The following is a 20,242-nucleotide window of genomic DNA, read 5'->3' as shown; positions in this document are numbered from 1 at the left end:
GTTACCTTAAGCCTCTCTATCTCTTGTCCGCACTTTAATACTGGTGATAATGACGCCCAGCAAAGCCCCTGTCAAAATAACCAGAATGATATTAAATTGCGGGCAAAACAATAATACAGCCAGACTTCCCAGGCATATCAGCCAGCTAATCTTATCGATCAATGCCGAATGGGCCATTTTATAAGCAGCAGAAGCAATCAGCGCCACAATCACCGGGCGGATGCCAGCCAGAACGGCCAGAACATGTTCATTGTGCTGAAAGGAAACAAACGCCGATGCTAATGCGACTACAATCACAAAGGTTGGAATAACCATTCCCAGCATAGCGGCAAAAGCACCCGGCACGCCGGCAATCTGGTAGCCGACAAAAATAGCTGAATTGGTAGCAATGGCTCCCGGAGCCGACTGAGCCAGTGCGAAAATATCCACGATTTTATCTTTTTCAATCCATTGTTTCTTGGTGACGATTTCCCGTTCCAACACCGGTACCATGGCAAAGCCGCCGCCAAATGAAATAGGGGACAATTTAAAAAAGCTCCAAAACAGTTCGACACATAAAAAGAACCGGTACTTTTTCTCACTTTTTCCCATTAAAAATACCTACTTATTGTTAATTTCCATAACTATATTTGCAATAACCCCAACAAGGCAATTATCCATTGTTGAGGCTATCGGTTCTATCACCAAAAGTTGTCGGTTGTCTCCGTAGTCTACACATCCACTCTTATTGTTACGGTACATGCCTATCTGTTTATTGATAAGCCTCAAACACATCAATCAATTCTTCCACCATATCAATAACCAAAATGGAATTCATTAAATGATCCTGCGCATGGACCATCAACAAGCTTAATTCAACTTTTTCATTGCGGGCTTCTTTTTGTATCAACTCGGTTTGAATTTTATGGGTTTCCACCGATTTTTTGCTGGCTTCCTTAATGAGTTCTCTAGCCTTGTCAAAATTTTTACTCTTCACTTCACTGATAGCAGACATAGCCAGTCGGTTGGCTTCTCCAGCTCCCAGTATCATCATCATCAATGTTTCTTCATTCATCTTGATTGATCACCTTTCAGATTCACATTTGGTTTTCTTGTTACCAATTTCAATTCAGCCAGCTATACAAATCCACTCGTTATTGCTCCCTATAAAGCTTGGCCGCAAATTCGACAACCTCTTTTCCCCGCCCCATGCCATAGTCCACCGGATTAATGACGGCAATCGGTTTGTTATAGGATTCGAAATCTTTTTTAACTGCGTTCAGTTTATGACCCACTTGCGGCCCAAGCAAAATCACATCAAAGTCATTAATAAAATCCGCCGTTTCGGCAATCGGATGGGCTTCAATTCTCCAGCCCTTTTGCTCCTCAGTTAATGACGCCTTCATTTTATTCACCAACAAGCTTGTCGATAAACCGGCAGCACATACCAATAAAATATTCATTTCAAAACCTCCCCTGTCATCTTGGCTAACTAAGTGAAACTTCCTACGTTCTATTTTACCTTCCCCTCTACTACCGGAACAATTAAACAAATTTCCTAACCAGTGAGGAAACCCCTACATAAGTCAGCCTCGGCTATTTCACCAAAACAAAAAACCGTATACAAAAAATCTTTATACGGTAATTAATTAAATTTTCGTTTATGAAGATTCATTATTATCACATCATATTCCCGATCGGCGGGCAACAACCAGCGGCCCTTTTATTACCTCTTTTACTTTAGCAGCAGGAAGGTGATTCTCAATTAACTGAACCATAACTTTCATATAGGGATGAATATGACGGAAATATTTTTTATAGCCCTGGCACAAATAATTAAGGCCGGGTCCTCCGTCAGGTGACATTAAAAACCTGTGTTTCGGGCACTCACCACGACAGGCAAAATAGGCTTCACAGCGATGGCAACAATCGGGCAAATTGGCTGATTTATTTAGACCAAATTGCTTCTGCTTGTCGGAAGCCGCCATGTCCTGGGGCAAGTTTGTTAGGATGTTGCCCAGCCGGAAATCGGGATAAACATAGTGATCACAGGAAAAAACCTGCCCATCATGTTCCATGACCAGTGACTCGCCGCAATTCTCGGCAAAAACACAGACAGTTGACGGCAGCCCCATCCAGGAGGCTAATGCCCACTCAAAGTTCATCACATGAATATCACCAACATCATGCCGTACCCATCGGTCAAACACTTTAATCAGAAAATCGCCATATGCCTCCGCTTCAACGCTCCACTCCGTCACTTCAGGCTGGGAGTTCGGCCCGCGTAAAGAAACCGGCGTTGCCAGCCTTAAGCCTAATGCCTCTGCCAATCCATCAGTCATTCTCTCCACTATGGGAATAAACTGAATATACTTAACGCCTTCATTTTTAAAAAAACGATAAATATCGATAGGGCTTGAAGCCGCCTCTCTGGTAATACAACATAAGACATTATAGGTAACCTGATATTTTTTTAACAACCTCAATCCTTTCATTACACTTTGAAAAGAAGGTCTTCCGTCGCTATACCGCCGGTAACGGTCATGAACAGCCTCCGGCCCATCCAAGCTAAGTCCGACGAGAAAATCATTTTCTTTCAAAAACCGGCACCACTCATCGTTTAACAGTATACCATTCGTTTGCAGGGAATTGGTTATTCTTCTACCACCAGCATACTGTTGCTGCAAAGCAACCGCTTTCCGGTAGAAATCCAGTCCCAGCAAAGTAGGTTCTCCCCCCTGCCAGACAAAAGCCACCTCCGGTGTCTGCTGTGACTGGATATATTTACGGATAAACGTCTCCAACACTTCACCGGTTATATGATAATTTTCTGTTGAAGGATACAAAGCCGTCTTTTCTGTATAAAAACAGTATTTACAACTTAAATTACACTGCGGTCCTGCCGGTTTCGCTAACATGTGAACGGATCTTGGGCTGTTTACCATCCTCTATCACCTTTTAACAATTAATAAAAGCATGCTGGCACCCATTCACAGCACCCCCTGGCTGCAAAGGCATCTTTTTTATATTGTATATCACTGCAGTTTCAAACACCATTAAACAAATTTCCTAATTACTTAGGAAAAGCGACAAGAGGCCTTTCCTGTTTTTCTTTCTAACAGGAAAGGCCTCTATTCTTATTTTGCGGCTTGGGAAGCAGGTTGCATTTCAAACAGCACATATTCAAACTTCCCGTTAAAAGCGAATTCTCCCTTATCCTTATAGGATGCACTCACAATGCCGTGGCGGTCACATCCGATATCGAAAGTTTCATCGCTTGATTGGAATAGCGTATGCGGTATCAATTTTTCACCAACTAATTTTCCATTAATGAAAAGCTGTCCTTTTCCCGTATAGGAACCGGTATTAGTATAGGCATATTTCACCTCGACTTTTCCCAACGGCAATTTTTCATTTGACTCTATCCGGGTAATTTCTTTATCAAAATAATTGTGCTGATAGATTAGCTTATTATTTTGTATAAATAACGCATATCCGGCCGATGAATTGCCCAGGGATACCAGCACCCCTTCCTGGGACTTACTGTCCCGCTCGATGGGAACCGTAATGGTATAGGACTTATTATACGTATTGGGACCAGCGCCGGAACTCATCTGGTTGACTCCCGGATACGCCTTGTATACATCTCTTCTGAACGCCGTAGGTACCGAAAGAGTTTCTTTTAAAATGGCACCATGCTCTTTTGCCTCTTTCTGCCATAATGCCTGTAACTCTTTAAGTTTTTCCGGATTTGCCGCAGCCACATCCCGTGATTCGGAAAAATCCTCATTCAGGTTAAATAATTTCCAGGTATCCTGTTCAAAGGAAGTTCCTTTCTTATGATTGGAAATCGCCTTCCAACCATCCTTATAAATGGAACGGTCACTCTGAAACAGATAATACTGAACATTATGTTTGGTGGGTGCCTGGCCATCGGCAAACGTATCCACTATGCTTTTCCCGTCAAGCGGCAGTTGATTAACCCCCTGAAAGCTCTTGGGTGCATCAATGTTCAATATATCGTAAACAGTTGGCGTAATATCCGTAACATGAACGTACTGACTGCGTATTTCTCCTTTTGCCTTGATGCCCTTAGGCCAATGCACAATCAGCGGATCACGGGTTCCTCCGTTATATAAACCAAACTTGTATCCGGAAAAAGGAGTATTTCCTACCATTCCCCAGCCATTGGCATATATCCCGCGAAATTCCGGTCCTCCTATTTTATCCTTGCGGGCGATAAGTTCCGCCGGGGTCATACTGATCGAACGGTACGCTTTTAAATCATAATCCGTCCCATACTCTCCGCCTGTGTCGGTTGCGCCGTTGTCGGAAATGACTGTAATGATGGTATTGTCATACTGTCCGGTTGCCTTTAAATGATCAATCAGACGGCCAATTTGTTCATCGGCATACGTAAGGAAACCGGCATAGGTTTCTTCATAACGGGCAAACAGCTTTTTCTCATCGGCAGATAAACTTTCCCATGTTTTTACTTTAGCATCCCGTTCCGTAAGCTGTGCATCAGCAGGGATAATGCCCAACTGCTTTTGCCGGGCAAAACGTTCCTCGCGGATTTTATCCCAGCCTTTATCATATACACCCTTATACATGTCAATATATTTCTGCGGCGCCTGGTGCGGCGAGTGAACAGCCCCCAATGCTACATACAGAAAGAAAGGTTTATCCGGAGCAACCGTGACCTGGTCACTAATAAACCGATTGGCTTTGTCAATCATATCGGCAGAAAACTGATAACCCGGCTGTTTTGGTGTATCTACCGCATGATTATCATAAATCAGTACCGGATCATACTGATCCGTTTCCCCACCCAAGAAACCATAGTACCGTTCAAAGCCCTTGGCTAACGGCCAATAATCAAACGGACCGGCCGGTGTTGCCGTGCTGATTGGGGCAACATGCCATTTCCCTACGCCCATGGTGCTGTATCCATTTGCTTTCAGCACCTGCGCCACCGTTGCGGCATTATCGTTAATCCTGGCTCTCATATTGGGATTTTCCGGTCCTAAATCCACACTGGCCAAACTCCCCATGCCTACGGCATGATTATCGCGTCCGGTAAGTAACGAGGCGCGAGTTGGCGAACAAACCGGGCATGTGTTGAAATTATTATAAATCAATCCGTCATTTGCCAGTTTATCAATATTCGGTGTCTTGATTTCCGAGCCATAACTGCCAAGATCGGAATAGCCCATATCATCCAATACGATATATACTACGTTGGGCTTTGTTTTTGGCATCTGCCCGGTTGTTTTTGGCGTTCCCGTATTTCGGTCCGTTTCATTAGCCAACGCCAACGGCATGCACAAGTTTGTGACTGCAGCCAACGTTAAGCTGAGAGCAGACAATCCGATCAGCAATTTTCTTTTTTTCGTTATCATCATATTTCTTCCTCCCCCCAAGAAAAAGATTCCCTAAACACAATCATGAAAAATGACTAATTTTAATAATCCTTTTTATTGTTCGATGGGTGATTCTTCCTGTTTCAGCAAAACTTTATCATATGCCCTCAGGAACGGGATATAGCAAATAACATCAACAATCATCAAGCTAAACCAAAGAATGACGGAGCGCCAATCCATTGTCGATAGAAACGCACCTATGGGCCCCGGAGTGGTCAGCGGTACATTGATATAAATTCGTCCTACCAAATTCCAGTCGAAAGCATAATAAGCAATCAAACCGTTTAGCATGGGTACAAACACCATGGGGACAAAGATAAATAAATTCAAAATCATCGGCAGCGAAAATAGAATCGGTTCGCTCACATTGAACAGTACAGGAATGATTCCCACTTTAAATACCGATTTCATATGAGCCGATCTACCAACAATGTAAGCAGCTACAATCAAGGCCAGCGCCGCACCCGACCCGCCAAAATTGGCGAAAAAGATCCAATAATGGCCTGCTAGAACATGTGGCAAAGCTTGTCCGTTCGCCAGGGCCTGAGCGTTTTCCGCGAAATTGGACAAAAAAAACGGCATGGTCACTCCACCGATTGTTGCTCCACCGTGAATCCCAAAGAACCACAATCCATTCAGCAAAAACATAATCAGCAAGATCCCCCCGGCCGAATCAGAGGCTGAAACTACCGGTGAAAAGATCTTCATGGTAAGCTGCGCCAGGTTAATTCCCCATAGAGTTAAAGACATTTCATTTAAAAACATAAAGAAAAAAACATTCACAAATAAGGAAATCAAAGCTTCAAAAGGAGCCGCGACCATAGGCGGCACACTGGGCGGCATGGTGATTTTTATCCCCTTCCGGTCCAGCAGCCTGGTGATTTCAATAGTTCCCATCGCAATAAGGATCCCTAAAAACATACCCTTGGCATCCAAATAAGACATATTCATATATAATACGGCTGGTGTGTCTTTATTCACCGTTCCCGCTGTTGCCGCAACGCACAAAAAAGTCAGAAGAGCCGTAATCACACCGCTCAGCTCATTCATTTTATATTTCCTGCTCATAAAGAAAGCAACACCAATTACAGTAAAAAGTCCAAGAATCCCCATCGACATTTGATACGGCAGCATCAGGAATGCTGCATGTGCCGACGCCCACGCTTTCCAGCTCAGCAGCATCGCCGTAAACCAGTTTGTCCCTTCAATCATTTTGGCATTCACCGGCGGCTGCGCCAGAATCAGTGCAACTCCACCCAAAATGGTCAGCGGAGTTACCGCCATTAAGCCGGACTTCATCGCATCTACATGAGCTTCTTCCCCTACTCTTGCCGCCAAAGGAACCAGCTTGTCCTTTATTGTGTTCTGCCAACCTGAAAACATTGCCATCCCCTATACCTCCTGTTACTTTTCTTTTTCATAAAAATTAAATAATCTTCTGTATCTTTTTGCACCTGTGAAATAATAGCAAAATTTGCAATACAGCCCTGCTTTTAGGCTATTGTATATTCCGGCTATAATAACACAATTAACCCAAATTCCTATGTGTTGATTTCATCAATTTGAGCAGATACGCTGTATATACCTGCTCAAATCGTCATTTATTGGTTACTTCTTATCCGGTTGCAGTTCAAACAACACATAATCGTATTGTCCGGTAAAAGGAAACTCACCTTTATTTTTATATTCCGTACTTACCGGAGAATACCGGTCGCAGCCAATATCCATAGCCTCGGAACCGGTTAGCCTAAACTGCTTGGCTATTTCCGTTTCACCAACCAGCTTGCCGTCAATATACATACGTCCGACTCCGGATTTAGCCCCCGTTTTTTGCTCAAATTTATACGTAATTACCGATTTACCTAACGGCATTGGCGTTTCAATACGGTTAACGGTGCCAAAGTAATGATATTCGTAAACCAATTTATTATTTTTTACAAACATGGTATAACCATAGCCATTATTACCCATGGAGAACAGTACGCCTTCCTGGGATTTATCCATTCTGGTAACCGGAACGGTAACCGTATAAGACCGTCCGGGCGTATTAGGAGCGGCCCCCATGCCAATGGAACCGACACCGGGATAATATTTATACACATCCTGCTTAGAGCCGGAATATATCTCATAGACCTCTCTCAACGGCGTACCATGCCGCTCGGCTTCCGTTTTCCATAATGCCTGTAATTCCTTAAGTTTTTCCGGATATTTTGCGGCTACATCAGTTGTTTCCGAAAAATCTTCATCAACATGATAAAGCTGCCATTTGTCCTGTTCAAAAGAGGTCCCTTTCTTATGAATTGAAATTGCTTTCCAGCCATCTTTATATATGGAACGATTACTCTTGTGCAGATAGTACTGAGCTCCATGCATCGAAGGAGCGTTTGCGTTTTTAAAAGTAGGCAGCAAACTTGTTCCATCAATCGGCAGCTGTTTTATATCGTTAAATGTATCAGGTGCCTTAATACCGGCAATGTCATATACGGTCGGAGTAATATCCGTTACATGCGCATATTGGGTCCGGACATTGTTAACGGTGACACCAATACCCTTAGGCCAGTGAATAATGAGAGGGGCACGGGTTCCACCAGCGTATAACGTCTCTTTGTAGCTAGGGAACGGTGTATTGGATACATTCGCCCAGCTTCGCGGATATGCACCTCCAAAATCAGCACCTCCAAGATCATTAATATGTTTTTTCAAATACTCCAGCGGGGGTTTTTCACCATGATATGCTTTAATGTCAAAATCATTGCCGTTTTCTCCGCCAAGAGCTGTCGCACCATTGTCGGAAATAATAACAATCATGGTGTTGTCGTATTGCCCGGTTGCTTTGAGATGATCTACAATTTCACCAATTTTTTCATCCGCATACGTCAAAAATCCGGCGTAGATCTGCATAAAACGGGCACTAACCTTCTTTTCATCCTCCGTGAGTGAGTCCCAGGCTTTCACATTGGCGTCACGCGGCGTCAGTTTTGCATTGGCAGGCACGATGCCAAGTTTCTTCTGTTTTTCGAACCGTGCTTCCCGGATTTTATCATAACCCTGATCATACACGCCATTGTACATATCTATATACTTCTGCGGCGCCTGCAGCGGCGTATGTACGGCGCTGAAAGCAGTATACAAAAAGAACGGCTTATCGGGAGTCACAGAAACCTGATCGGTGATAAACTGCTTGGCCATTTTTGCCACATCGGCAGTAAACTGATAATTGGTCATATTAGGTGAACTAATCTGGTGATTATCATATATAAGCAACGGACTATATTGATCGGTCTCCCCGCCTAAAAAGCCGTAAAACCGTTCAAAACCTTTGGCCAAGGGCCAGTTGTTAAACGGCCCGGCCGGAGTAACCTGGGCAATAGGAGTTAAATGCCATTTGCCAACCCCCATGGTACTGTAACCATTGGCTTGCAGCACCTGCGCAACTGTCGCCGCCTGATTGGTAATCTGAGCCCGGAAATTCGGATATTCCGGCCCCATGTCCAGGTTAGTAATAAAGCCCATGCCGACTGCATGGTTGTCACGGCCCGTCATCAACGAGGCGCGGGTGGGCGAACAAACCGGACAAACATTAAAATCATTATAAACCAGCCCATCAGCCGCCAGCTTGTCAATATTAGGAGTTTTGATTTCGGAACCATAAGCGCCGAAATCACTGAATCCCATATCGTCTAATACGATGTACACGAAATTGGTCTTTGCTTTATTCGCCCCGGCAGAAGCAGTGGCTGGATTGCCACTGGTTACGGCTGCCTGCACCGCTGGAGCGGTCATATTCAAAGCCGTGGCCAAGGCCAATCCAATCGCCGACCATCGTTTCATCTGCTTTTTCCGCCAATAACTCCTCATGAAATCTTCCCCCTCTTATCGCTTATCTCGTTTACTAGGAACAAAATCCGTTGTTTCCATGTAAAACTTTAATATTCTTTCCCGCATACTTAAAATGATCTCTTTATGCTGCGGGCTGTCAATCAAATTGTTCAGTTCATACGGGTCAGAGGCCAAATCATACAGTTCGCTTTTTTCATACAACCGTTCTACATACTTGTATTGGCCCACTCTGACCATCACGGCTTTGGTATGTTCCGGCCCCTCACTGCATTGAGTACTGATTTTGGGCCAATATTGCGATTCCGGCCCATGGCCGGCTTCCGTTGCCTGGTATTCGCCATGGATTCTGCCTCCTTCAGCGAATACAGCATCCCGGTGTTGCTCCTGACCGGCTAACACCGGTACAATGGATTTGCCAAACTGCGTATAAGGCAATTCAAATCCGGCCATGTCCGCAATAGTTGCACATAAGTCGACAAGCTCCACCAGTGCATCGCTCACCCTGGGCTGCACTTTTACTCTACTGGAAGGCTTAATGATAAAGGGAACATTGCAGACAGGATTTTCAAAGGTATTCTGCGTTTTTTCCACAATCCCGTAATCCCCGGTATAGTCCCCATGATCGCTGAACATAAATACAGCGGTATCATCGTAAAGTTTCCTTTCCTTCAAAGCCGCCATTACCAGACCATAATGATGGTCCAGCCTGGAAACCATAGCATGATAGGTTGCCCGCAATTCTTTCAGGCGTTTCTCGCTCCAGGAGCATAAGCCTTGTTTCTCATAAATGCTCTTCAGCATGCTGGGCTTTCCTGACCACTCCGCCGGTGCCGGACGAATATCCTCAATCAGCGTCCGGTCAATCGAACTGAACCAAGGGTCTTCACACACATACGGCGGATGCGGGAAAATCAGGGTAATGTAAATGCAAAATGGTATTTCGCTGTCTTCCGGCCAATTTTTAATAAACTCCAGTGCCTTGTTCACGCAATTCCAGTCATATTGGACAAAAGCGTTGTCCTTCTCACCCTTGCCTGCAAAAAAGGAATAATAGGTATCGTTCCCCGGTTTCCCGCGATACCCCTCTTCCCACTCTTTGTTAGAAAAATGTTGAAATCCCGTCCTGCCTTCATAGCCCTGGTAGTACTCGTGACAATATTCGTCAAGCGGCCGGTCGGCAGGAATGACATCATTCCTGCCAAGCCACAAGACATGGTACCCTTCCTGTTTCAGCGTTTTCAACAGCATGGGATCATCTTTTTCCAGTAAATAATGCATGGTGCGATGTCCCCGCGTATGAGGATACCAGCCAGTTAAAAAACTGCAGCGGCTGGGAACGCAAACATTGTTCTGGCAATACGCATTACGGAACGACACACCGTCAGTTTGTGCCACCTTGTCCAAATTTGGGGTAATAGCCGCCCGGTTTCCCAAGTGCCCCAAGGCGTCCGCCCGCATTTGGTCCGCAACAAAAATTACCATATTGGGCCGCTTTCCCATATAAATCCCCCTTAGCTCATTAACTCTATCGAATTATTCTTTCCACAAGACTCTAGACCATTTGCCTCTCTTTAAAACCATGCTTGCAAACGAAGCCTAAAACCTTGCTCCTTTTCATCATTGGACAACTTAGTCCGGAAATCATAAAAACTAATCAATGCCAAATTTTTTTCAATCATGTAATTGTAACCAAAACGAAGTGTTCTTTTATCTAACAGCCACGGATTCCCGGTATTAATCTGCGAATTTGTCGGTAATTTGCGATAGACAATATACTTTGACTGAGAGTGAGCCTTATTAAGATTAAAATTTCCATACGTTAGCTTTACTGCATAACCCTGATTCCCTGTTCCTGTATCTGGAAGGCTAGTTTTGAACATCCTATATAGCAACGAAAGGTCCGGCGTCATTTTATAAAGAACATTTGCCTCGTATGCATGTTCCGTCCCATTATCACGAACTTCATGAACAGTTGCATCAAGATTCAACTTTGGACTTATATTAGTACTTACATCCAAATACCTATAAAGAGGGGAATCTCCTGCCTGATTAAAGTCATTTTTCCATGAAGGATACCCTTTTTTTAGCCTCCCTACCATTAGACTTGCTTTTACCTGATCACCAAAATCAAACTTTCCACCGGTAACCCAGGTATCTCCAAGAACATCCCATTTTTCAGTTCCAAAATACATTCTACCAAATGTAGCCCGTCCTCCCCCTAAAGGCCCGCTAAGTGTCAATGTTTCTGTATTGGTAGAGAACGAATCACCAGTATTAGAAAATGGTTGCTGAGATCTCTGCATTAGCTCGGCTTCCCAACCTAACGGTAATTGGGCTGTAATGGTTATATCCGACTGAATTTTACTGCTGTGATCCTCATAAGACTCACCGTCTGCCTTCGCTCCTTCTGCCTGAATATAAACATTTCCACTTATTTTCACTTTGTCATTGCCTTTTTTACCCGTTGTATTTTTATCCGCTTGGCTTTCTAGCCGGTTCAGACGTTCGTTGATTTTATCAAGCTCAGCCTGTCTGCTCTCCTGATCTTCTGCGAAAGCATAATTTGTTAAGCAGGTCATCAAACTGATCATTACCGCCAATATAAGCTTCTTTTTCAACTTGTTCTCCCCCAATTTTAACAAGTATTTAAAAAAATTACTGACCCGTAAGTTTAATTCAGTATAAGGTCTCTTACTGTTTATCCTTCAATACTTACTTCCTTTCACCTCAATTCAAGTTGAAAATTTGCCGGCTAAAACCTTCTTAACTTTCAAAATAAGACTTTCTGCAGAAATACGATAGATATTGTCCGGCATCTATGAAGAATAGGCGCGTCCGCCCTTACTTGCCAGACAAATGTATAATTTTCTAAATATATTTTACCTTTGGCCAAAAGGCAGGACAATTAAACAAATTTCCTATGCTCTGAGGAAAAGGCTTGTAATAAGTAATTTCCCAATCTGTACAGCTTGTTTCCAGCTAAAATGTACGTAAAGTCGAAACTGCACAAAACCCCCAGCATATTTTGAAAAACTTAAAGCCGTTCTTGGCAGAGGCTTTCGCTGTGCGAAGGTATGGCAAAAAACGTCAAGTACCGGTTTTGCCAGTTCTTGACATTTTTTATAACGCGCTTCGTGTAAACAATGAGCTTTGGCCCGGCGGAAAACGGCCAACGGCATGGATACATCAGGTAAGTTCTATCCGCTTACCGACCGCTCAAATCAGTACCATGATTGGCAATGAGCTTTTGATACCAATAAAAACTTTTTTTCTTAATACGGCGCAAATCTTTCAAATCAAACTCATCCCGGTTGACATAAATAAAACCGTACCGTTTACTGACACCAGAATGGGTGCTAACCAAGTCAATGGCGGACCATGGACAATATCCGATTAAATTTACTCCATCGGTAATGGCAAGCCTAGCCTGCTCAATATGCTGCCGTAAAAACTCTATCCGATATTCGTCATTAACAACATCGCCCGGCTCTAATTTGTCATAGGCACCTAATCCATTTTCCGTAACCAACAGTGGCAAACGATACCGGTCCTGTAATTCCCGCAAGGTATTTCTAAAGCCGGCGGGATCAATACTCCAACCAAACTCGGTTTTGGATACATATGGATTGGCTTCGGTATAATAGACGCCTTCTTCATCTTTGGCGACCTGCTGATCCGCTTTCCGGTCAGAAACCGTACTGTTTTTGCTTCCCGCAACTGTTGCCGTCGCATAATAGTTAAAAGCAATAAAATCGGGTTTTGCATTTTCCAATATTTCCATATCTCCCTCCAAAATAGCAGGAGTATAGCCTTTCTCCGTAAAGTAACTCCACACAAGGCTGTTATAGCGGCCAAAAACTGCCGCATCCAGGTACAGCCAGTTGCGTATGGCGGACCAATTCTGCGCTGCCATATAGTCTTCCGGTTTGCAGGCAGCCGGATAAACCGAACTGATATTGGGCGCCGGACCAATCTTGGCCTGACTGCACATGGTATGGCACAACTCCATAACCTTTGCCTGGGCAACCAGCATATGGTGGTTTTGCTGGTACAATTCTTTTTTACCCTGCTCTGAAAACAGACCAAGCGCCGCGCCATGCAGGATCATTATGTTCTGTTCATTTATCGTCAGCCAGTACTTTACCCTGTCGCCAAAATGGGTAAACAATACCCTGGCATAGTCGACAAATGCATCAATCGTTGCCCGATTTGCCCAGCCTCCTTCTTGATGCAAGGCATAGGGCAAATCAAAATGATACATCGTAACAATGGGCTCAATATTATATGTAAGCAACTCATTGATCAAATTACTATAGAATTCTATCCCCTTCTGATTTACTGCGCCGCGCCCGTCGGGCAGAATCCTTGTCCAGGCAAGGGAAAACCGGTAAGCCTTCAAGCCCATTTCCGCCAGCAGGGCTACATCCTCTTTATAACGGTGGTAGTGATCGCTCGCCACTTTAAAATCACTGTTCTTTGTCGAATGGTTGCCCTTATCCATTATGGACAATCCTTTACCGTCTGCGTCCCATCCCCCTTCAACCTGATAGGCGGAAGTAGATGCTCCCCATAAGAAATTCTCCGGAAATGCTTTTACTTGTGCGAATTTCATTTTTCTATCCTCTCTTTTTTCATAATAGATTTACATATTTCAACACAACCAGTGTTGTTGTACCTAATTCTCTTAGATCAACCTAAAATGCGCTCTCCCTTCGTTTGAAGTCATTATATAATCTAAATGAACTTTCCGACAATTAAACATTTTTCCGCTTTTCTTCGCTTCCTTTAGGAAAAACTTTGCGACTTATTTAGTCTAGAATGACAAAAGATCCCGAAGTGTTCATCACTTCGGGATCTTTATTGCATCCTTAAATTTTGTACATTTCTGAACTTCCATATTGCTCCCTTTAGGAACTATATTGTTCATATCTATTCAAATTCCGATTTCTAATTTAAAAAGTCCCGATCACAAGTCAGATGAGAAAATCAATCTAAGCAATAATCATGTTGCATACGTTTTTTTGATTTCAAACTCTCCTCATCTCTGACTTTTTTAAAAACGATATGATCTGTTCTTTATTGGGAGGATCTGAAACTTTATAATGTTCTTTAATATACGGGTTTTCAGGCTTCCGTGAACGCACCGTATATTCCAATGCCAAATATGCGAATATTCCTCTCCTTTAACAACTAAATTAATAAAATGGCCACATCCATAATTACATATTCTGATCGTTCCATTTACCTGTTTATCGTCAAAGTATTCTTTCTCAAACGCTTCTAATTGTTCATCTTGTTCATCATCTTCGCCATTTAACGGATTATCCATATTCCATTCTTCATGATATGAAAAAGGTAAAGAAGGATTTAATACAAATTTATCATTTGGATAGTCAATATCGGAAAACAAACATTTTTCAAATGGCAATACTCCGTAGAACGGGCCCGCTCCGCCATTTCCCGCTTCCAATAGAAATAGTCTGTACTCACCTGGCAATTGAAGATTAAATTTCGCTTCAAATTCATCAATACTTGTCTTATCGATAACTTTATTTTATTGGAATAGAAATTTATCAAAAATATCAACTACTATTACCCGTTTAATCTTATGTCAGCCACTTCTTCTTTTTCAAAATCGATCTCTAGCGTATGGTCCGGAATTATTTGGTCCCCACAGGAAATTGTTGCTCCATAATCATCAGCGCTATTAAATGTAAACCTGGCATTATATACTTCAATATCATCAAACCACGTATCGTATACTTTTTCATGAAGTTCATTCTCATAGTACGTTCTTAATTCTGTTTCACACTGATTAAACCAGGCAATGTATCGTATTATTTCATTAATTATTGAGCCTAGATGTACATTGGATGATATATATATTTCAATATTTGATAACTCTTCATCTTCAATAACATAATTAAAAATCCGTATATCTTTACCTAAGTTATAACATATGTATCTGTCATCACTTTCCTCAACATTTTTAATAAAGTCATTGACCCCAAGCATGTAACAACACCTCATCGCGCCTATAATCTAATATATTGAAGAAGTATTGACTCCCCAAACTTCAAAAATATCGTTTTCAGATAATCATCTTCTCCATCCGGTATAGGTTCTGTCAACTTTATATTCACTAGAATGTGAAACCCTATCGGGTTAATATGGCTTATCCTCGCGTCGTAGCGGGACTGTTCTTCTATGCCAATGGCGATTTGTTTTGTCCTATTGCTAGCGTTGTCATAGAAACAAGACTCTATAAAATGTTTAATTATTTCTTCGTTTCAACAAAATTCCCTTTAAAATGCATTTATGTAATAAGGTGTAGCAGTGTCATAGCAGTTGACGCTGTTGTCTATGGTGCGCCCGGCAGGAATCGAATCTGCGCACCCGGTTCCGGAGGGCGAACTATGTTATTTACACTTATTTTCTCAATTTTTCATTACTTTTTTCAAAAGAAATTTATCTGGTTTCAGGCTTCTAATACTTGTGAACAAAAAAACATTCATCATCGCCTATAAAGGCAGACAACAAATGGCTTTCAAGGACTGTAATATCTTTTACGGCAATAGGCGACAAGAACCCGTGAAAATTCCGCGGGTTCTTGTCCGGAGACGGGCGTTATGCGTCACGACAATGTTTGGCAACTCTTGTATTCTCTGCTCTAGGCAGCAGCAATACGCTGAGTTGGGCGTCATGATTAGGCATCTTCCACCGGCCTCCTTATTTAGTTGTAATGAACGAGGTACCCCGTCCTGATTCAAATTATACTCTCAAGAGCGGGATGAGGCAACAGCGTGAGTTTCCAGGCCGGTCCTGCCGGACTCACTAAGTCATCCCGCTTTCTATTTATTTCCTAGCTACTACACTTCGTTTTATTCCAAGCAGTTCTTAATTCATCCAAGAAAATGTTTACTACGAATCAAAAATAATGTATAATAGGAAACAAAATGGCGGTGAGAAATAGATGGATACGATAGAAAAGCTAGTAGCACAGTATATACGAGTTTGCGAAAAACAAGAAGCTTTGAGTAAAATTTTAGGACAAGGTGTATTGCAAGACTATTGGTTTTCTGAGGTGCACTGTATCGATTTGATTGGTCGGACCGAAGATGCTAATGTCACTAAATTAGCCTCCAAGCTCAACATGACCAGAGGGGCCATCAGCAAAGCAACAAAAAAGATGCTGGCAAATGGAGATATCACTAGTTACCAAAACATAGATAATAAGAAAGAGATATATTTTAAACTAACTGAAAAAGGTAAGCAAATTTTTTTATTTCATGAAAAGAAACATAAAGAGCAAGAAATAAAATTAGCATCTTTCTTTCGTCAATTAAGTAGCGAAGAAAAAAATGTCATGCTTGCTGTTATGGAGAAATTGTTTTTATTTCTCGATGTCCAAATGAAAGAAAAGGATCATTCGACTAAATAAAAGTTACCCAAAAAAATTATAAAGGAGCTGAATACAATGAATTACTACTATCATCATACCGGTATACCCACTACTAAGCCTCGGGAAGGAGAGAGATACAGCCCAACATTTAAAATGTATACGACAGGCGGGCACAACGATTTTCGTATTCAATGGCATCGGTTTGAAGAAGGCTGCCCGTTGCATCCACTCATTCAGTCGATGCCGCACGTCGCCTTTAAAGTGGATAATCTTGATGAAGCAATTGCAGGAAAGGTTATTCTAATGGAGCCTTATTATCCGTTTGATGGTTATCGGGTAGCGACGATCGAGATAGAAGGTGCTCCTGTAGAACTTATTGAGACTAGCCTTAGTGAAAAGGAAATATGGTGTGATTCATTACATCAGAACTCAGTGTTATATCCTAAAAATAAGTAGGTAGTTACCTTGCTATCATTTTATACAAGGAGATCAATGAGAAAGTCCTTCTTGTAAACATAAAAACAAAAAGCCCCTGTCTCAGCCTAAACCAAGATAGGGGCAACTTAAGGAGATATGACACCCTGCATGCAGGGTTATTTTATTCTGTCGGCAGAGGAATCACTTCAAAGCTGATGATTTTATCAAAAGTCAGATATTCCTTACTGCTTTGCAGGCCTACCTTTTTCTTGAGCATATAGCTTGCAACATCGGTACTTACATGATTTTGATGCCAGGTTATAAAACCATTGATTTCACTATCAGAAAGCTGATATTCCCGTTCGCTGGAATCAATCATCGTAACTCGTAACAGCCCTTGCCCCTCTTCCACCGGTGCTGCCTGCGGCGTAGCAGACGCTTCGTTTGAATTGCCACTTTCACCATCCGCCGTAATGGCTGTGATCACATAATAATAGGTAGTGCCATTCACAATGTTGGTATCTACATAACTGGTACCGGATACGTTGGATGCAATCGTTTCATATGGGCCACCTGCTGTAGTGGAGCGTTTTACGTTGTAGCCGGTGGCATCGGTAACTACATTCCAGTTGAGCGTTACTTGGGAGTCACCGGGTGTAGCAATAAGGTTCGTCGGTGCTGGAATGATTTCGCCTTCTGCTACATCGATTGCATCAATGTGAACTTGTTCATTATAATCGACATAAGAAACTCTGGTAATCGTAACTGTGTGTTCACCTTCAGATAACCCCGTTTTTTCAAAAACTAGTGTTTGCCAAGCATAATTAACGTTTCCGCGTTCGGAAAAGTAAGAATCAACTCCATCAATATTTATTTTCACATTATCATCGTATTGAGTTGCTCTTGTGCCAATAATTCTAATCTTATCTCCGGAAAATTTAAAACTTACCCATGCCCCATATACATTTAGCCTTAAAGTATCTCCTAAATAGGCTGTATTAGCACCATAATTATAGGAATCTGTACCACCACCGTAAGTTACATTATCTAATGTTAAATTTATTCTTTTCCATCCTGCCTCGGGAGCTTTTAAGATTTCCCCTACTGTAGCCATTTTCCATTCCTCCAATTTTTTTATTTGAAACCCGCCAAGCCAAGGACCTCTTCTGTTTCAATGTGTGTATCCTGTTGCCGGCTTTCACTTAGATACATTCTTTTGTCGTTCGTCTTTAAACGGGTATTGAAAATTTTCATCATTTATTTACAATAAAAAAAGTCCCCACCAAACGGCAGGGAACCCATAAAATCAAATCATTTTTTTATTGCCAGCATAACTACCGCTATACCAAGCACATTCCGTTCCAATTTTAATTTATTCGTTTGTGCTTTTACCCCTCGCTCGTACTCCTGTAAGGATTGATTTGCCTTCTGCAATGAGGTCTGCGCTGCTGCGCTGCTTCTAACTACGTCCTGGCTTTTTCAATCGCCGGTTTCATAGCCAGCGGAGACGTTGTCGGTTCATACCGTCCTACGGCATCCCCCTGGCGGTTAACGAGAAACTTGTTAAAATTCCATTTGATGCCGTCGCCTTCCAGCAATTCCGGGAACCGTTCCTTTAGTACTGCCTGCAGTTTGCCGACAATCGGATGGGCTGCATCAAATTCTGTAAACGGCGCCTGTTTGGTCAGATAGACAAATAGCGGCTGGGCATTTTCCCCGCGCACTTCTGTTTTTTCAAACATAGGAAAGCTTACGCCGTAGTTGAGCCGGCAAAAATTTTGCACCTCGGCATTACTGCCCGGTTCCTAGAGATGAGTCAGGTGACGGTTCTTTGACTCATATATCATTGTTAAGGGAGAGGCAAAATGGAATTAAGACAACTTAATACATATTGAAGTTTGTCCCGTGGGCCAAAGAAACAGTTCATTGTCCCTGCAATACTAGTTTGGAGATGATAGAATGCCGAGACAAGCTAGAGTGAGAACAAAAGTGAAATATATCACATAATATTAAGCTGCACAACGCTATCCCTAAGAAACCTGCCGGTACAGCCACCATTTTCTCATCGAAAAATTCCAGATAAACACGAGACCTGTAGCCCCGATTTTAGCTGTCATTGGATATACATGTACTAATTCAATGGCTAAGGACACAATCAACAGGTTAAGCAATAATCCAGTGGTATTCATGGCTATTATACTTAATGCCTCGATCATTGTATTGAATTTACACTGATTTTTAAAGACAAACTCTCTTCCTAAGAAAAAATTGACGATAACGGATAATAAAAAGCTGCTGACAGCCGCAGCAATATAGTGATACCCAATCTTGAGGTGGAGAACGTAAAATAAGCTCCAGTCTACTAGAGCAGAAATACCGCCAACACAGAAATAACGTAAAAATTGATGCGGTAGTCCGCTATTTCGGGATAACATTTTTTGGGCTATCCGGCTTAAGCTTTACATAGTTTAGACGAAACCAAGTTTCACATAGCGCAATGAAATACCATTTCAAATAGAATGGCAACCACCTGAACAATCGGAACCGTGATTCTCCTGTTGCGCGTTCATACCAGGAAGAAGGAACCTCCGTTATTCGATAGCCATTCAAATATGCTTTTACCGTAATTTCCATGCCGATTTCAAAACCACCAGTACTCTCAATTTGGATAGACTCAATAACAGCCTTGTGATACATTTTAAAACTGTTGGTTATATCGTGCGTAGCAATTCCTATTGCCCAATGAAGACTTACGCCCGCAAAGCGGGACAATGTCTTTTTAATGAGCGGTCCCCCATATTGCTTTCCACCTTCCATATACCGGGAACCGCAGACAAGATGATTGCCCTCTTTTACAATTTTATCGTACATTAGATCCACGACTCCCAGATTATCGGATAAATCGGCCATTAAAACCAGCACTATATTGCCTTTAAAGGTATGTAACCCTGTTTTTATGGCATTTAGCGCACCGCGCCCATAGATATTCTTTTTTAAAAAAATTGGAAAATTATACTTTACACGAACCTTTTTCACAACAGGTAAGGTGTTATCTTCCTCGAAGTCATAGATAATTGTAAGCCGCTTTTCTGTCTTGATACTGCTCTCTATCTGATTAAGCAAATTTTCGATATTTGCCCCCTCGTTATATACCGGTACAACGATATCAAGCATGTCATAC

Annotated in this window: 17 protein-coding genes and 1 pseudogene; 2 read left to right on the top strand and 16 right to left on the bottom strand. The window is 42.3% G+C overall.

The features are described from left to right. Positions 1 to 6: 6 nt before the first annotated feature. The 12 genes from P22_RS14325 to P22_RS14270 form a co-directional block, all read right to left on the bottom strand. Complete coding sequence (locus tag P22_RS14325; RefSeq protein WP_054260917.1) at positions 7 to 591, bottom strand: chromate transporter; 585 nt, start codon at positions 589 to 591, stop codon at positions 7 to 9. Positions 592 to 751: 160 nt separating this feature from the next. Beyond that, positions 752 to 1,054: a PTS lactose/cellobiose transporter subunit IIA gene (locus tag P22_RS14320; protein WP_069972829.1), complete on the bottom strand. Its 303-nt coding sequence runs from the start codon at positions 1,052 to 1,054 to the stop codon at positions 752 to 754. 79 nt (positions 1,055 to 1,133) lie between these two features. Next, positions 1,134 to 1,442 carry a PTS sugar transporter subunit IIB gene (locus P22_RS14315; protein ID WP_054260915.1) on the bottom strand — a complete coding sequence of 103 codons (309 nt, stop codon included), beginning with the start codon at positions 1,440 to 1,442 and terminating at the stop codon, positions 1,134 to 1,136. Positions 1,443 to 1,664: 222 nt separating this feature from the next. Continuing rightward, complete coding sequence (locus tag P22_RS14310; RefSeq protein WP_216598085.1) at positions 1,665 to 2,897, bottom strand: anaerobic sulfatase maturase; 1,233 nt, start codon at positions 2,895 to 2,897, stop codon at positions 1,665 to 1,667. 219 nt (positions 2,898 to 3,116) lie between these two features. Then, complete coding sequence (locus P22_RS14305) at positions 3,117 to 5,384, bottom strand: arylsulfatase (protein ID WP_054260913.1); 2,268 nt, start codon at positions 5,382 to 5,384, stop codon at positions 3,117 to 3,119. Between the two features lie 72 nt (positions 5,385 to 5,456). Next, positions 5,457 to 6,791, bottom strand: coding sequence for a PTS sugar transporter subunit IIC (locus P22_RS14300; RefSeq protein WP_054260912.1), 1,335 nt, complete (start codon positions 6,789 to 6,791; stop codon positions 5,457 to 5,459). A gap of 219 nt (positions 6,792 to 7,010) precedes the next feature. Continuing rightward, positions 7,011 to 9,260, bottom strand: a complete 2,250-nt coding sequence (locus tag P22_RS14295; protein WP_054260911.1) for an arylsulfatase — start codon at positions 9,258 to 9,260, stop codon at positions 7,011 to 7,013. 15 nt (positions 9,261 to 9,275) lie between these two features. Continuing rightward, a complete protein-coding gene (locus P22_RS14290; RefSeq protein ID WP_054260910.1) occupies positions 9,276 to 10,742 on the bottom strand; it encodes a sulfatase-like hydrolase/transferase in 1,467 nt (488 codons plus the stop codon). A 71-nt stretch (positions 10,743 to 10,813) separates the two neighbouring features. Beyond that, a complete protein-coding gene (locus tag P22_RS14285) occupies positions 10,814 to 11,860 on the bottom strand; it encodes a hypothetical protein (protein ID WP_054260909.1) in 1,047 nt (348 codons plus the stop codon). A 587-nt stretch (positions 11,861 to 12,447) separates the two neighbouring features. Then, positions 12,448 to 13,854: a glycoside hydrolase family 1 protein gene (locus P22_RS14280; RefSeq protein WP_054260908.1), complete on the bottom strand. Its 1,407-nt coding sequence runs from the start codon at positions 13,852 to 13,854 to the stop codon at positions 12,448 to 12,450. Between the two features lie 441 nt (positions 13,855 to 14,295). Then, positions 14,296 to 14,772 (bottom strand): SMI1/KNR4 family protein, encoded by a 477-nt coding sequence (locus tag P22_RS14275; RefSeq protein ID WP_255351804.1) that lies wholly within the window; start codon positions 14,770 to 14,772, stop codon positions 14,296 to 14,298. Positions 14,773 to 14,834: 62 nt separating this feature from the next. Then, positions 14,835 to 15,257 carry a hypothetical protein gene (locus P22_RS14270; RefSeq protein WP_054260906.1) on the bottom strand — a complete coding sequence of 141 codons (423 nt, stop codon included), beginning with the start codon at positions 15,255 to 15,257 and terminating at the stop codon, positions 14,835 to 14,837. A gap of 958 nt (positions 15,258 to 16,215) precedes the next feature. Between P22_RS14270 and P22_RS14265 the strand changes: the two genes are divergently transcribed. Both P22_RS14265 and P22_RS14260 read left to right on the top strand, forming a co-directional pair. Further along, the gene (locus tag P22_RS14265) at positions 16,216 to 16,683 is read left to right on the top strand and encodes a MarR family transcriptional regulator (protein WP_054260905.1); all 468 of its coding nucleotides are present in this window, start codon (positions 16,216 to 16,218) and stop codon (positions 16,681 to 16,683) included. 36 nt (positions 16,684 to 16,719) lie between these two features. Next, positions 16,720 to 17,100 carry a VOC family protein gene (locus P22_RS14260; RefSeq protein WP_054260904.1) on the top strand — a complete coding sequence of 127 codons (381 nt, stop codon included), beginning with the start codon at positions 16,720 to 16,722 and terminating at the stop codon, positions 17,098 to 17,100. A 142-nt stretch (positions 17,101 to 17,242) separates the two neighbouring features. On the opposite strand, the gene P22_RS14255 is transcribed toward P22_RS14260, so the two are convergent. The 4 genes and pseudogenes from P22_RS14255 to P22_RS14240 all read right to left on the bottom strand — a co-directional run bounded on the left by P22_RS14255 (position 17,243) and on the right by P22_RS14240 (position 20,235). Beyond that, positions 17,243 to 18,175: a fibronectin type III domain-containing protein gene (locus tag P22_RS14255; RefSeq protein ID WP_054260903.1), complete on the bottom strand. Its 933-nt coding sequence runs from the start codon at positions 18,173 to 18,175 to the stop codon at positions 17,243 to 17,245. A gap of 349 nt (positions 18,176 to 18,524) precedes the next feature. Next, positions 18,525 to 18,854: pseudogene (locus P22_RS14250) on the bottom strand (glutathione peroxidase); the annotation flags it as partial. Positions 18,855 to 19,091: 237 nt separating this feature from the next. Next, the gene (locus P22_RS14245) at positions 19,092 to 19,496 is read right to left on the bottom strand and encodes a GtrA family protein (protein ID WP_054260901.1); all 405 of its coding nucleotides are present in this window, start codon (positions 19,494 to 19,496) and stop codon (positions 19,092 to 19,094) included. Further along, entirely contained in the window at positions 19,480 to 20,235 is a 756-nt protein-coding gene (locus P22_RS14240; protein ID WP_054260900.1) for a glycosyltransferase family 2 protein, read from the bottom strand. The genes P22_RS14245 and P22_RS14240 overlap by 17 nt, the downstream gene beginning before the upstream one ends. Positions 20,236 to 20,242 lie beyond the last annotated feature (7 nt).

This window comes from Propionispora sp. 2/2-37, from assembly GCF_001298735.1.
Lineage (GTDB): Bacteria > Bacillota > Negativicutes > Propionisporales > Propionisporaceae > Propionispora.
This window is presented reverse-complemented; position numbering and strand designations above follow the sequence as displayed.